The organism is Hymenobacter sedentarius (assembly GCF_001507645.1).
Taxonomy (GTDB): Bacteria; Bacteroidota; Bacteroidia; order Cytophagales; family Hymenobacteraceae; genus Hymenobacter; species Hymenobacter sedentarius.
This window is the reverse complement of sequence record NZ_CP013909.1, coordinates 2,889,047-2,901,385: the sequence shown is the minus strand read 5'-3', so window position 1 is coordinate 2,901,385 and position 12,339 is coordinate 2,889,047. Positions and strand designations below refer to the sequence as shown.

General features: G+C 60.9%; 11 protein-coding genes. 6 read left to right on the top strand and 5 right to left on the bottom strand.

Features of this window, described 5'->3' with window-relative positions:
* Nucleotides 1-31: 31 nt before the first annotated feature.
* The 4 genes from AUC43_RS11925 to AUC43_RS11910 form a co-directional block, all read right to left on the bottom strand.
* A complete protein-coding gene (locus AUC43_RS11925) occupies nt 32-1,003 on the bottom strand; it encodes a deoxyhypusine synthase family protein (protein ID WP_068193644.1) in 972 nt (323 codons plus the stop codon).
* A gap of 157 nt (nt 1,004-1,160) precedes the next feature.
* Complete coding sequence (gene hslV / locus AUC43_RS11920) at nt 1,161-1,700, bottom strand: ATP-dependent protease subunit HslV (protein ID WP_068193641.1); 540 nt, start codon at nt 1,698-1,700, stop codon at nt 1,161-1,163.
* A gap of 130 nt (nt 1,701-1,830) precedes the next feature.
* Nucleotides 1,831-3,576, bottom strand: coding sequence for a pyruvate dehydrogenase complex dihydrolipoamide acetyltransferase (locus tag AUC43_RS11915; protein WP_068193637.1), 1,746 nt, complete (start codon nt 3,574-3,576; stop codon nt 1,831-1,833).
* Nucleotides 3,577-3,712: 136 nt separating this feature from the next.
* Nucleotides 3,713-4,366, bottom strand: a complete 654-nt coding sequence (locus AUC43_RS11910; RefSeq protein WP_068193635.1) for a histidine phosphatase family protein — start codon at nt 4,364-4,366, stop codon at nt 3,713-3,715.
* A 107-nt stretch (nt 4,367-4,473) separates the two neighbouring features.
* On the opposite strand from AUC43_RS11910, the gene AUC43_RS11905 reads away from it, so the two are divergent.
* From AUC43_RS11905 to menB, 5 genes are all read left to right on the top strand, one after another.
* Nucleotides 4,474-4,908, top strand: a complete 435-nt coding sequence (locus AUC43_RS11905; protein WP_068193631.1) for a hotdog fold thioesterase — start codon at nt 4,474-4,476, stop codon at nt 4,906-4,908.
* On the top strand, nt 4,908-6,149 hold the full coding sequence (locus AUC43_RS11900; RefSeq protein ID WP_071885896.1) for a chorismate-binding protein: 1,242 nt from the start codon (nt 4,908-4,910) through the stop codon (nt 6,147-6,149). The genes AUC43_RS11905 and AUC43_RS11900 overlap by 1 nt, the downstream gene beginning before the upstream one ends.
* 253 nt (nt 6,150-6,402) lie before the next feature.
* The gene (locus tag AUC43_RS11895) at nt 6,403-8,547 is read left to right on the top strand and encodes a M20/M25/M40 family metallo-hydrolase (protein ID WP_199243438.1); all 2,145 of its coding nucleotides are present in this window, start codon (nt 6,403-6,405) and stop codon (nt 8,545-8,547) included.
* A gap of 78 nt (nt 8,548-8,625) precedes the next feature.
* Nucleotides 8,626-10,392, top strand: a complete 1,767-nt coding sequence (gene menD / locus AUC43_RS11890; protein WP_068193625.1) for a 2-succinyl-5-enolpyruvyl-6-hydroxy-3-cyclohexene-1-carboxylic-acid synthase — start codon at nt 8,626-8,628, stop codon at nt 10,390-10,392.
* Between the two features lie 130 nt (nt 10,393-10,522).
* The gene (gene menB, locus AUC43_RS11885) at nt 10,523-11,347 is read left to right on the top strand and encodes a 1,4-dihydroxy-2-naphthoyl-CoA synthase (RefSeq protein WP_068193622.1); all 825 of its coding nucleotides are present in this window, start codon (nt 10,523-10,525) and stop codon (nt 11,345-11,347) included.
* A gap of 83 nt (nt 11,348-11,430) precedes the next feature.
* On the opposite strand, the gene AUC43_RS11880 is transcribed toward menB, so the two are convergent.
* On the bottom strand, nt 11,431-11,625 hold the full coding sequence (locus AUC43_RS11880) for a hypothetical protein (protein WP_068193619.1): 195 nt from the start codon (nt 11,623-11,625) through the stop codon (nt 11,431-11,433).
* A 262-nt stretch (nt 11,626-11,887) separates the two neighbouring features.
* On the opposite strand from AUC43_RS11880, the gene AUC43_RS11875 reads away from it, so the two are divergent.
* Nucleotides 11,888-12,337, top strand: a complete 450-nt coding sequence (locus tag AUC43_RS11875; protein WP_068193616.1) for a hypothetical protein — start codon at nt 11,888-11,890, stop codon at nt 12,335-12,337.
* The last annotated feature ends 2 nt before the right edge of the window (nt 12,338-12,339 follow it).

Here is a 12,339-nt window from a genome sequence, read left to right as displayed (position 1 = left end):
GCTTTTCTGGTTTCTAATGAGCTAGCCGCAATTACTGCCCCAGCACGATGGCAAACACCAGTGGCGCTACGATGGTCGCGTCCGACTCGATGATGTATTTCGGGGTGTGCTCGCCCAGCTTGCCCCAGGTGATTTTCTCGTTGGGCACGGCACCAGAGTAGCTGCCGTAGCTGGTGGTAGAGTCCGAAATCTGGCAGAAGTAGCCCCACAGTGGCACTTCGTGGCGGCCGAGGTCCTGGTGCAGCATGGGCACCACGCAGATGGGGAAGTCGCCGGCAATGCCGCCGCCAATCTGGAAGAAGCCCACTTTGCTGTCGTGGGTGGCCTGGGCGGTGTACCAGTCGGCCAGGTACATCATGTACTGGATGCCGGTGCGCATGGTGTGCACGTTTTGCACGTCGCCGGTCATCACGTGGCCGGCGTAGATGTTGCCAAGGGTGGAGTCTTCCCAGCCCGGGCAGATGATGGGCAGGTTTTTCTCGGCCGCGGCCAGCATCCAGGAGTTTTTGGGGTCAATCTGGTAGTACTGCTCCAGCTCGCCCGAGAGCAGAATCTGGTAGAAGAATTCGTGGGGGAAGTACGACTCGCCGGCTTTGTCGGCCTTTTCCCAGAACTTGAGCACGGTGTGCTCGATGCGGCGCATGGCCTCTTCTTCGGGGATGCAGGTGTCGGTGACGCGGTTCATGTGGCGCTTGAGGAGCGCGGTTTCGTCGGCGGCGGTGAGGTCGCGGTAGTGCGGCACCCGCTCGTAGAAATCGTGGGCCACGAGGTTGAAAATGTCCTCCTCCAGGTTGGCGCCGGTGCAGCTGATGATTTGCACTTTGTCCTGCCGAATCAGCTCGGCCAGCTGAATGCCCAGTTCGGCAGTGCTCATGGCGCCAGCCAGGGTTATCATCATTTTGCCACCATCGGCGAGGTGCTTGTTGTAGCCGTCGGCCGCGTCGATGAGCGCGGCGGCGTTGAAGTGACGGAAGTGGTGGCGAAGGAAGTTGGTTACTTGCATTGGGTTGGATGGGTGGTTGTTTCCGGGATTGGGTTAAACGTCATGCCGAGCGTAGCCGAGGCATCTCGCTCGCTTCGTTGCCTTAAGTGAGTTACTTGGGCACGCGAGATGCCTCGGCTACGCTCGGCATGACGTTCAGGTTATTCATACAGTCCGTCTACACCGGCTGCTCAATCATCAGGTTATGATTGGTGTAAATGCAGATGTCGGCGGCAATGTGGAGGGCGTCTTCCACCATTTGCCGGGCCGACAGGTGCGGGGCGTGTTTCTTGAGCGCCAGCGCGGCGGCCTGGGCGTACATGGCGCCGCTGCCGATGGCGGCCACGTCGGAGTCGGGCTCTAGTACGTCGCCGGTGCCGCTAAGGATGAGCAGCTCGTCCTTGTCGGCCACCACCATCATGGCTTCCAGCTTGCGCAGGTACTGGTCTTTGCGCCATTCCTTGGCTAGCTCAATGGCGGCGCGCTTGAGGTTGCCGCCGTAGCCGTTCAACTTCTCGTCGAATTTGTCGAGCAGCATGAAGGCATCGGCCGTGGAGCCGGCAAAACCGGTCACGATTTTGCCGTCTTGCAGCTTGCGGATTTTGCGCACGTTGCTCTTGGCCACGTGCTTGTCCATGGTGGCTTGGCCATCGGCCCCGAGGGCCACTTCGCCGTTGTGGCGCACGCCGAGGACGGTAGTGGAGCGTATTCTGGTCATTTAACAATTAGCATTTATCATTTAACAATCCGATGAGTTCCATTCCTAGCATAACCTAAATCAGGTGGCCGGACTGGCAAATTGCAAGTCCAACCACCTGATAAATGTTAATTGCTAATTGTTAAATGAATCAAATCAGCATGCGCATGGGGTCTTCCAGCAGGCCTTTCAGGGTCTGGAGGAAGGCGGCGCCGGTGGCGCCGTCCACCACGCGGTGGTCGCAGCTCAGGGTCACCTTCATGATGTTGCCGACCACAATTTGGCCGTCTTTCACGATGGGCGTCTGCTTGATGCCGCCCACGGCCAGGATGCAGGCATCGGGCGGGTTGATGATGGCCGTAAATTCGTCGATGCCGAACATGCCCAGGTTGGAGATGGTGAAGGTGCTGCCCTCCCACTCGGCGGGCTGCAGCTTCTTGCTCTTGGCTTTGCCGGCCAATTCCTTTACCTCGGTGGCGATTTGCGACAGGCCTTTCTGGTCAGCGTTGCGAATCACGGGCACCAGCAGGCCTTCGTCTACAGCCACGGCCACGCCGATGTTGATGAGCTTGTTCTGGCGGATTTTATCGCCGAGCCACGAAGAGTTTACCACCGGGTGCTGGCGTAGGGCCACGGCCGCTGATTTCAACACCAGGTCATTAAACGACAGCTTGATGGGCGACAGCTCGTTCAAGCGCACGCGGGCTTCCATAGCTTTGTCCATGTTGATTTCCATCGTGAGATAGAAATGCGGGGCCGTGAACAGGCTTTCGGAGAGGCGCTTGGCAATCACCTTGCGCATCTGCGATACGGGGGTATCGGTGTAGGTGCCTTCGGTGGCTGCCGGAGCGCTGGGGGCCGCTTGTGGGGCGGCAGCAGCCGGAGCAGCCGTTGGGCTGGGAGCGGCGGCCGGAGCAGCTTGCGGGACGGGAGCAGCCGAGGGCTGGAAGTTCTCCACATCGCGCTGCACAATGCGGCCGTTGTCGCCGGAGCCCACTACCTGGGCCAGGTTGATGCCTCGCTCTTTGGCAATGCTCTTGGCCAGCGGCGAGGCCAGGATGCGGCCAGCAGGCGCAGCGGCTTGAGCCGGAGTCACGGCAGCAGGTTGGGCTGCCGGGGCGGCTGGGGTTGCAGCGGGTGCGGCCGGCGCTTCAGCAGCTTTAGGCGCTTCGGGGGCGGGCGCCGCAGCAGCACCGCCGCTCTGGCCGCCCAGCAGGGCCTGAACGTCGGCACCTTCTTCGCCGATGATGGCTAGGATGCCGTCGACGGGCACGGCTTCGCCGGCTTTGGGGCCGGTGTAAAGCAGGGTACCATCCTCGTAGTTTTCCAGCTCCATCGTGGCTTTGTCGGTCTCGACTTCGGCCAGAATATCACCCGATTTCACCTTGTCGCCTACATTCTTGAGCCAGGAGGCAATGGTGCCTTCGGTCATGGTGTCGCTCATTTTAGGCATGCGCACCACGGTGGCTTTCTTACCGTTGGCCGGCGCGGCCGGAGCTGCTGCAGCTGGCGCAGGAGCAGCGGCGGGAGCAGTTTGCGGCGCAGGTGCCGCGGGGGCCGGAGCCGGAGCAGCCTCGGGCTTGGGAGCCTCCGCCGCCGGAGCAGCACCGCCGCTTTGGCCGCCTTGGGGCTGGGCGAGCAGGGCCGAAAAATCTTCGCCTTCCTTGCCTACAATGGCCAGAACGCCGTCTACTACTACCGATTCTTTTTCCTTCGGCCCAATGTAGAGCAAGGTGCCGTCTTCGTAATTCTCCAGCTCCATGGTGGCCTTGTCGGTTTCGACTTCGGCCAGGATATCACCGGATTTAACTTTATCACCCACTTTCTTGAGCCAGGCCGCGATGGTCCCTTCGGTCATCGTGTCACTCATTTTGGGCATTTTTATGATTTCGGCCATCGGGTTTGTCGCGCTTGAATTGAGGAGGCCAAAATTAGCCCGAAAAGTTGGCCAGACAATTCCTGACCGCAATCCGTTAATAGACGCCCCGGCTGCAGCCGCAAATGCACCCTAATTCCCCGTGTCCGGAGGCTGCTTAAGCCGGCACCTGCAGATGCGACACGTCAAGGAAATTCTTCACCGTAAACATGCTGCCGGTGTACTCCAGCTTGTAGAGACATAAGTTGCTGTGCTCGAAGCCCTCCATGTAGCTCAGCGGGTAGTTGAGCAGCTGGCAGAGCATCACGCGCATGGCCCGGCCGTGCATGCAGATAAGCACCGTTTGTTCTTCTTCCCGGGATTTGAGCAGTTCAATAAACGGGCGCTGGCGGGCGGCTACTTCCTCGGGACTTTCGCCCCCCGTGAGGCGCGCGTGGGTGTTGCCGGCGGCCCAGCCGGCCAGCACCTGGCGGTATTCGGCGTCTTCGTCGAGGGTAATGCGGGTGCCTTCGCGCACGCCCCAGCTGATTTCGTTCAGCCCGGCGTGGGCTTCGTGGGGTAGGCCCAGGTCCAGGAACTGCTGCACCGACTCGTGCGTGCGCCGCAGCGCCGACGTGTAGATTTTGTCGAAGGGCATGTGCTTGTAGGCCTCGAAAAACTGCGCGGCCTGGCGCCGGCCGGTATCGTTCAGGCTCGAATCGACGCCGCTGCCCTGCACTATGCCCTGCACGTTGTAGTCGGTTTGGCCGTGGCGCAGCAGAAAGATGGTCCGGGCCTTCACGTTGAGTGGTAGTTTTGCGTGAACATGCATCAACAATACGCCAGAGTACGGGGTTTTAACCCCGGCCGTTGGCAGTTTTTCTCACAAATTGCGGCGAGCGTGCCGCTTCGACATTCCTCCCCCCTGCCCCTCTCCCCATGACATTGGAAGAAGTGAAGCGCTGGACGGCTTCCCGCCCAACCCTGGCCGATGCCCTCGGCATTGAAATTACCGCCGTTGGCGCAGACTACATCGAAGGGCGCATGCCGGTAGATGGCCGCACCCACCAGCCCATGGGCCTGCTGCACGGCGGCGCGTCGGTGGCGTTTGCCGAAACCCTAGGCAGCATCGCTGCCGCCACGCGCGTTGACCGTACCAAACAGGCCACCGTGGGCCTGGAAATCAACGCCAATCACCTCAAAGGAGTTCGCGACGGCTGGGTGCGGGGCCGCGCCACGCCGGTGCACGTAGGGCGCAGCACGCAGGTGTGGGAAATCCGCATCAGCCACGAAGAAACCGGCGCGCTGGTGTGCATCAGCCGCATCACCATGGCTGTGATTGACCTGCCGGCTGCGCCCCCAATCCCGGCCTAATGAACACCCCCAACTTCCGGCAACTGCGGTGGCCCGCCGCGGCCGCCGGCCTCGATGCCCAAGCCCGCCTGCGCCACGTGGTGGCCGGCGCCTTGCGCACGAACCGGCCGGTAGCCGTGTGGCGCGAGCCCGGCGCCGCCGAGCCCCGGCTGCTGGTGGCCCGCTCCCTGGAAGCGGCCTACACCGGCTTGCCGCCCGCGCTCGATGCCCAGGCTCCGGCCGGCTTTGCCTTTTTCCCCTTCCGCGATTCCGACCACAACCCGGCGCTGTTTCTGCCCGCCGATGTGCTCTACGACGCCGCCCAGCCCGAAACCGTGGCTGTCTCGGCCCTGGCTCGTGACCTGGTACCGGCCCTCACGGCCTGGCTCGCCGCGCCGACAGTGGAAGAGTTGAGCTGGCACTACGGCGCGCAGCCTGTACCCCACGCCGCCACTGAAGCCGAGTACACCGCATTGGTGCGCACCGGTGTGGCCGCCATCGAGGAGAAGGAAGTGGTAAAAGTGGTGTCGTCTCGCGCTGCCCGCCGGCCTTTGCCCCCGAAATTCGACTCGCTCGCTGCCTTTGCCGGCCTAAGCCAGAGGTATCCGCAGGCGTTTGTGTCGCTGGTGAGTGTGCCCGGCGTGGGCACCTGGCTGGGGGCCACGCCCGAAATCCTGGCCGAAGTGACCGCCGATGGCACGTTCCGGACCATGGCCCTGGCCGCCACCCAGCCCCTCACGGCCGACGTGACGCCGCGCACGGCCATCTGGCGTCAGAAAGAAATCGAAGAGCAGGCCCTGGTGGCGCGCTACATTGTGAGCTGCTTCAAGCAGTTGCGGCTGCGCGAATACCAGGAAACCGGCCCGCGCACCGTGGTGGCCGGTGAGTTGCTCCACCTGCGCACTGATTTTGAGGTGAACTTGCAGCACGTGCCGTTCCCCTCGCTGGGCACCGACATGCTGCGGCTGCTACACCCCACCTCCGCCGTGGGCGGCATGCCGAAAGTGGCCGCCATGGACTTTCTGCACAAACACGAAGGCTACGACCGCGCCTACTACAGCGGCTTTCTGGGCCCAGTAAACGTGGCCGCACCCGGCATCGCCCGCCTCTACGTGAACTTACGCTGCCTGCAGCTGCGCGCCGACGAAGCCATCCTCTACGCCGGCACCGGCCTGACCGTGGATTCGGACCCGGAGCAGGAATGGCAGGAAACCGAAATGAAATTGCAAACGGTGGGGACTGTGGTTGCGGCGGCTTCGTAACACAAGTCCTTTAGTAGCTCAACTTGTTAATCAGCTGTCATGCAGAGCGCAGCGCAGCATCTTATTAGGTCAGCACGACTCGTTCACACCTGAGAAGATGCTTCGCTGCGCTCTGCATTACAAGAGGCGCGAGCGGGATGCATAGACCAGCTCAGCATGACGTTCAAACAGATGTGCCTCGAGCCACCTAATGGTCAATACCTTCGCTTCTACAGCCGCCAAATCCATCCACCCAAATCAACGCTCCGTGCTTATGCGTTTTTTTACATTGCTGTTGCTGCTAAATAGTTGGGCTGGAATCGCTGCGGCTCAGTCGCCGGCGTTGCTGCAGGCGTATGCCCGCACGAGCGCGGTGTCGGGCCGGGAGGAAGAAGCCAGTCGCTTCGTAATGGCCTTATTCAAGGCCGGGACTGTGCAGCGCGACCGCCTCGGCAACCTGGTGCTGGTGCTGGGCACTGGTACTCCGCGCCGCCTGCTGGTGGCTCCGCTGGATGAGCCGGGGTACGTGGTGAGCCAGATTCAGGACAACGGCTACTTGCGGGTGGCGCCCGTGGGCAGTGGGCAGGTTGGGCCGCTGTTCCATCAGTTTCTGGAAGGCCACGATGTGAGCATTATCACCGAGCAGGGTGCCCGCAATGCGATTTCGTGCGTGCCATCGTCGCACTACGAAAACCTACGGGCAGAGCCAGAAAGAAACAAGCCGCCTTTTTCCTGGCAAGCAGCTTTTCTCGATGTTGGCGCAACCTCCGCCGCGGGAGTAGCCCAACAAGGCATCCGTTTGCTGGACCCGCTCACGCTTGAGAAAAAGACGGCAATTATCGCCCAGCAGTGGGTGGCGGCCCCGGCCATGAAAGCCAAAGCCGCGGCCATGGCGCTGGCCACCGTAGCCCAAACGCTGGCCGCCGCCCCAGTGAAAGGTACGGTGGTAATTGCCTGGACCACCCTGGAACTACTAAACGGCAAAGGGTTTGAAGCCGTGGCCAATCAATACGGTCCTTTTGACGAGGTATATCGTTTCGACCGTACCCTGGAAGCAGAGCCCACGGGCACTGCCCAATTTCTGGCCAGCCCGGCGCTGCCTTGGGCTCTGCCGGGACAGGTGCTCGTGCAGCCGGCTCGCCCCGCCCGCAAGCCCGTGCTGCCCAATACCAAGCTGGCTGCGGCCCGCACTTACCTACTGGGACTGCCGGCCCGGTACGCCAATACGCCCGTAGAAGCCGTGGCCGTAGCCGATGTGCAGCAGCTGACGCAAGCGTGGCTGCAAGCCGCCGGAGCCGCTACCACCCTGGCCACGCTGCCGATGCCTGCTGCTAAGTCTAATTTAATTCAACCGGCCCAATCGCCGGCTGCAAAGCTCCTGGCCGGCCTCGTGGGGCAGTACGGGGTGAGCACGGCCGAAACACCCGTGCGCGAATTCATTGCGCGGCAGCTGCCCACTTGGGCCAAGCCCGTGGTGGACCCGGCCGGCAACCTCACGCTGACCTTCGGGCAAGGCAAGCGCCACCTGGTTTTCGTGGCGCACATGGACGAAGTGGGCTTCGTGGTCGACTCCATCCGCCCGGATGGCCGGCTGGTGCTGGGCCTGAAAGGCGGGGCGTACACCTGGCTCTGGGAGGCGCAGCCCGCCTTGCTGCACATCCCCGGACAGGCCGACATCGCGGCGGTGTTTGAGCCGCGGCCGGGCTACCAGAAGGCTACCAAAAGCTCCCCCACCGGTGCGCTTACCGCGTTTGCGGGCTTCACATCAGCCCAGCAGGCCCAGGCCGCGGGCATTCGCCCGGGCACCACCTCCGTCACCATGCCCAAGCAGCTGCGCCCGCTGGGCCCGCAGCGGGCCGCCGCCCGCGGTTTCGACGACCGGGTGGGCTGCGCGGCCCTGCTACTCAGCCTGCAGAAGCTCGACCCCGCCAAGCTGCCTTACCGGGTGACCTACGTATGGTCGGTGGGCGAAGAAATTGGGCTGATTGGCTCCGCTTTTGCCGCGCAGCACCTGCAGGACGCCAGCGTGGTGTACCCGATTGATACGTTTGTGTCGTCGGATGCGCCCCAGGAGTCCCGCGCTTTTGGTTACTGCCCGCTGGGGCAGGGCGCGGTTATCCGGGTATTGGAAAGCCCCAACTTTGCCCGGCGCGACTTGGTGCGGGAAGTGCACGCCCTCGCGGACCGCCAAAAGATTCCCATTCAGGAAGGCATGACCGTGGGCGGAACCGATGGGCTGGAATTCCTGAACTACGGCATCCCATCGGTGCCGCTTTCCTGGCCGGGTCGCTACTCACACTCGCCGGTAGAAGTGCTCGACTACCGCGATATGGACAGCCTCGTGCGCCTCCTGCGGGCACTGGTGCAAGCGGAGCCCCCAGTAAAGCCCGCTGCCAAGACTGCCAAAGCCCGACCCTAGCCAAGTACGCTTTTCGTGCGTAAAGGCTCTCCAGCACAAGCCCAGCTGGCCTGCTACAATCCAGATTACCCTGTTTTCATGACCATTCAAGCTGTATTCAACGTTGCTGAAATCTGTGCGCAGCACGGCATTACCGACGTCGTACTGTCGCCCGGCTCGCGCTCAGCCCCGCTTACGCTGGCCTTTGCCCGTCACCCGGCCCTGACGGTGCGCGTGGTGCCCGACGAACGCGCGGCGGCCTTCATTGGGCTGGGTATTGCGCAGGCGCAGCGGCGGGCAGTGGCACTGGTTTGTACCTCCGGCACGGCCGGGCTCAACTACGCACCAGCCGTGGCCGAGGCATTTTTTCAGCACATTCCGCTGGTGATTTTTACCGCCGACCGGCCGCCGGAATGGATAGACCAGCTTGACGGCCAGACCATCCGGCAGCGCAACCTCTACGGGGCCCACGCCAAGGGCGAATTTGAATTCCCGGTGGACACCTCGCACGCCGATGCCAAATGGCATTCGGCTCGCATCGTAAACGAGGCCATCAATCTGGCCCAGGCCGCGCCCGCCGGACCGGTGCAGGTGAATGTGCCGCTGCGGGAGCCGTTTTATCCGAAGGCGGGCGAGGAAGTTGGATATGAGAAGGATGTGAAAATTATCCAAACTCTTCAGGATGCCTGTTTTCCTGCAACACAAGAATTGAAGAGCCTTGTATCGGAGTTCAATGCAGCACCTCGTGTTTTGCTTGTTTTCGGCCAACAACCGCGTCAGCCCTGGCATGACGAGTTTGAATTGTCGGCGCAAAATGACCGTGATAATTACGTCGCGGTAGCTGATATTATTAGTAATGTCAATCAACAAAACGAAGGCTGTTATTCAATCATCAATCTTCATGATGTTTTTTTAGCGGGTGCCACTGCAACATTAAAAGAAGCGTTACAACCGGCGTTGTTGATTACTTGCGGGCAGTCATTAATCTCCAAGTCGTTAAAGCAGTTTTTGCGTCGGTTTCCTGCTGCACAGCACTGGCATATTCAGCCAGCCGGGCCCGTAGCTGATACTTTTGGCCAGCTAACCAAAATAATACGGGCCGACCCTTCGGAATTTATTCCGGAGTTATTGAAAAAAGTCCAGCATACAGAAGCACAGCCACTTGAGCTACGCAATCAACGAAGCAATTTCCGGCAAAGCTGGGCTGCAAGCGAAATAGCAGCTTACAAATTACTCCGTAAGGAAGTATACTCCTTTGAGCACGTTCCTTTTAATGAATTCAGCATCTTCGGCTTGCTACTTCACTGGGTGCAACAAGAAACTGCTCTGCATTTAGCTAATAGCATGGCGGTGCGCTACGCCAATATATTGAGCTTACCGCAAGGAGAAGAGAGAAACATAGAGGTCTTCGCCAACCGCGGCACCAGCGGTATCGACGGCTGCAACTCCACGGCCGTGGGCGCGGCGCTGGCCCAGCCCAACCGGCCAGTGGTGCTGCTTACCGGTGATGTGGCGTTTTTCTACGACCGCAACGCGTTCTGGCACAATTACCCCACGCCCAACCTGCGCGTGGTGCTGTTCAATAACCACGGCGGTGGCATCTTCCGTATCATCGACGGGCCGCGGCAGCAGCCCGAGCTGGACGAGTTTTTTGAGACGCGCCAGACGCTCACGGCCGAGAACACGGCCCGGGATTTTGGCTTGCGCTACTTCCCGGTTTCATCGTTTGAAGAACTTGAAGCCGCGCTGCCGGTTTTCTTTGCACCCGACGGTGGAGCTGCAATTCTGGAAGTGATGACCGATAGCCGCACCAACGCCGCTTTTTTTGAACAGTACCGCGCCGCGGTCAAACAAGCTTTCGCATAACTTTTAATTTAAACGTCATGCTGAGCGCAGCCGAAGCATCTCGCGTGTGGTAGCAATCCATGACGTGAGAACGAAGCGGGCGAGATGCTTCGGCTGCGCTCAGCATGACGTTCTTTTTTCATCTTAATCTATGTCAGAAACCATTCAGTGGAGCCCCATTAAGGAGTTCCGCGAAATCCTGTTCACGCAGTACGGCGGCATCGCCAAAATCAGCATCAACCGGCCGCAGGTGCACAACGCCTTCACGCCGCTCACGGTGCAGGAGATGATTGAGGCGATGAACATCTGCCGCGACCGCACCGACATCGGCGTCATCATCCTCACCGGCGAGGGCGGCCGGGCCTTCTGCTCGGGCGGCGACCAGAGCGTGCGCGGCCACGGCGGCTACGTGGGCGAAGACGCCATGCCCCGCCTCAACGTGCTCGATTTGCAGCGCATCATCCGCACCATTCCCAAGCCCGTGATTGCCATGGTGGCCGGCTGGGCCATTGGCGGCGGCCACGTGCTTCACGTGGTGTGCGACCTGACCATCGCGGCCGAAAACGCCCGTTTTGGCCAGACCGGCCCCAACGTGGGCTCGTTCGACGGCGGCTTTGGCGCTTCCTACCTCGCCCGCGTGGTGGGCCAGAAAAAAGCCCGCGAAATCTGGTTCTTGTGCGACCAGTACGATGCCCAGGAAGCCCTCGACATGGGCCTCGTGAACAAAGTAGTGCCACTGGATAAGCTGGAAGAAACCACCGTGGCCTGGTGCCACAAGATTCTGCAGAAAAGCCCGCTCTCGCTGCGCATGCTCAAGTCGTCGTTCAATGCCGAACTCGACGGGCAGGCTGGCATTCAGGAGCTGGCCGGCAACGCCACGCTGCTCTACTACCTCTCCGACGAAGCCAAGGAAGGCCGCAACGCCTACATGGAAAAGCGCCAACCCGACTTCTCGAAGTTTCCAAAATTTCCGTAACGGCCCGTTTTCTCTGGTCTTTGCACAAAAAAGCCCTGCCGTTCGGCAGGGCTTTTTTTATGGCTGGTCAATGGTTGATTGAGCTAAAACGCGGAGCCAAAAGCCTGAACGCCTTCGCACCAGCCAAAGAAAAACCGCAGTCGGGCGTTTTTGCGCTCTTTTTTCTCGGCCTTGTGCTGGGCCTTTTGCTCGGGCGTCCAGTCGTCGTGCGCTTTGGAGACAGTGGCACCGCTAAGCAGCGGCGTGGGCACGGGGGCGGAATTGGGCTGAACGGTCATGGCAACACGGGGCTGATGAGACACCCATATTAAACATTCTGGGAGCAGAAGTCAAGTAAAATCTTTAGCTCCTCCGCTCCACCAAGCATTAAGCTAGCACCACTGCTTCCCAGGGCGTTACAATCCATGAAATATAGAAAATACAAAGTCCGTTTTTAGCTCAATTTTTAACAAAACCGGAGCGTAATAAAGCGCAATTTCAATTGCCGGAGCTGCCCATGGCGCGCTATTTTTGTTGAAGGCCGAGCCCTGTACTGCTGATATGACGGACGCTGATTTTCACAAAGCCATCCGGCGTATCCGCTGGCTGCACTGGCTGCATTACCCGGTGCAAGGCCTGTTTATGGGGGTGGTGGTGCTGGTGGCTGGCCGGCACGCCGCCGTGGGGCCCACGCTGGAGCCGCGGCTGGCCACGTGGCCGGCCTTGCTGCTGCTCGGGGCCCTGGTGCCGGCGGTAGGAGTGCTGCTGTACGTGCTTTACCGGCGCATGCAGCCCAATTTGCGCCGGCCCGCCGAGCTGAACCTGCGGGTATACCAGGGCCGAATGTTCTTGCGCGACAGCCTGCTGAGCCTGGTGGGCCTGCCCATGCTGGCTTCCTACGTCTTCACCCACGCCGTATTCGACCTGGTGGCGTGCGGGGCCATGCTGCTAGCATTGAGCTGGCGCACGACGCCCTCGGCTAAAACCTACCAACGCTGGCTGCTAACGTAGCG

Bases quoted from the DNA above. Each gene is read 5' to 3' on its own strand.
- AUC43_RS11925 (WP_068193644.1), bottom strand. From the start codon at position 1,003: ATGCAAGTAACCAACTTCCTTCGCCACCACTTCCGTCACTTCAACGCC.
- hslV (WP_068193641.1), bottom strand. From the start codon at position 1,700: ATGACCAGAATACGCTCCACTACCGTCCTCGGCGTGCGCCACAACGGC.
- AUC43_RS11915 (WP_068193637.1), bottom strand. From the start codon at position 3,576: ATGGCCGAAATCATAAAAATGCCCAAAATGAGTGACACGATGACCGAA.
- AUC43_RS11910 (WP_068193635.1), bottom strand. From the start codon at position 4,366: ATGCATGTTCACGCAAAACTACCACTCAACGTGAAGGCCCGGACCATC.
- AUC43_RS11905 (WP_068193631.1), top strand. From the start codon at position 4,474: ATGACATTGGAAGAAGTGAAGCGCTGGACGGCTTCCCGCCCAACCCTG.
- AUC43_RS11900 (WP_071885896.1), top strand. From the start codon at position 4,908: ATGAACACCCCCAACTTCCGGCAACTGCGGTGGCCCGCCGCGGCCGCC.
- AUC43_RS11895 (WP_199243438.1), top strand. From the start codon at position 6,403: ATGCGTTTTTTTACATTGCTGTTGCTGCTAAATAGTTGGGCTGGAATC.
- menD (WP_068193625.1), top strand. From the start codon at position 8,626: ATGACCATTCAAGCTGTATTCAACGTTGCTGAAATCTGTGCGCAGCAC.
- menB (WP_068193622.1), top strand. From the start codon at position 10,523: ATGTCAGAAACCATTCAGTGGAGCCCCATTAAGGAGTTCCGCGAAATC.
- AUC43_RS11880 (WP_068193619.1), bottom strand. From the start codon at position 11,625: ATGACCGTTCAGCCCAATTCCGCCCCCGTGCCCACGCCGCTGCTTAGC.
- AUC43_RS11875 (WP_068193616.1), top strand. From the start codon at position 11,888: ATGACGGACGCTGATTTTCACAAAGCCATCCGGCGTATCCGCTGGCTG.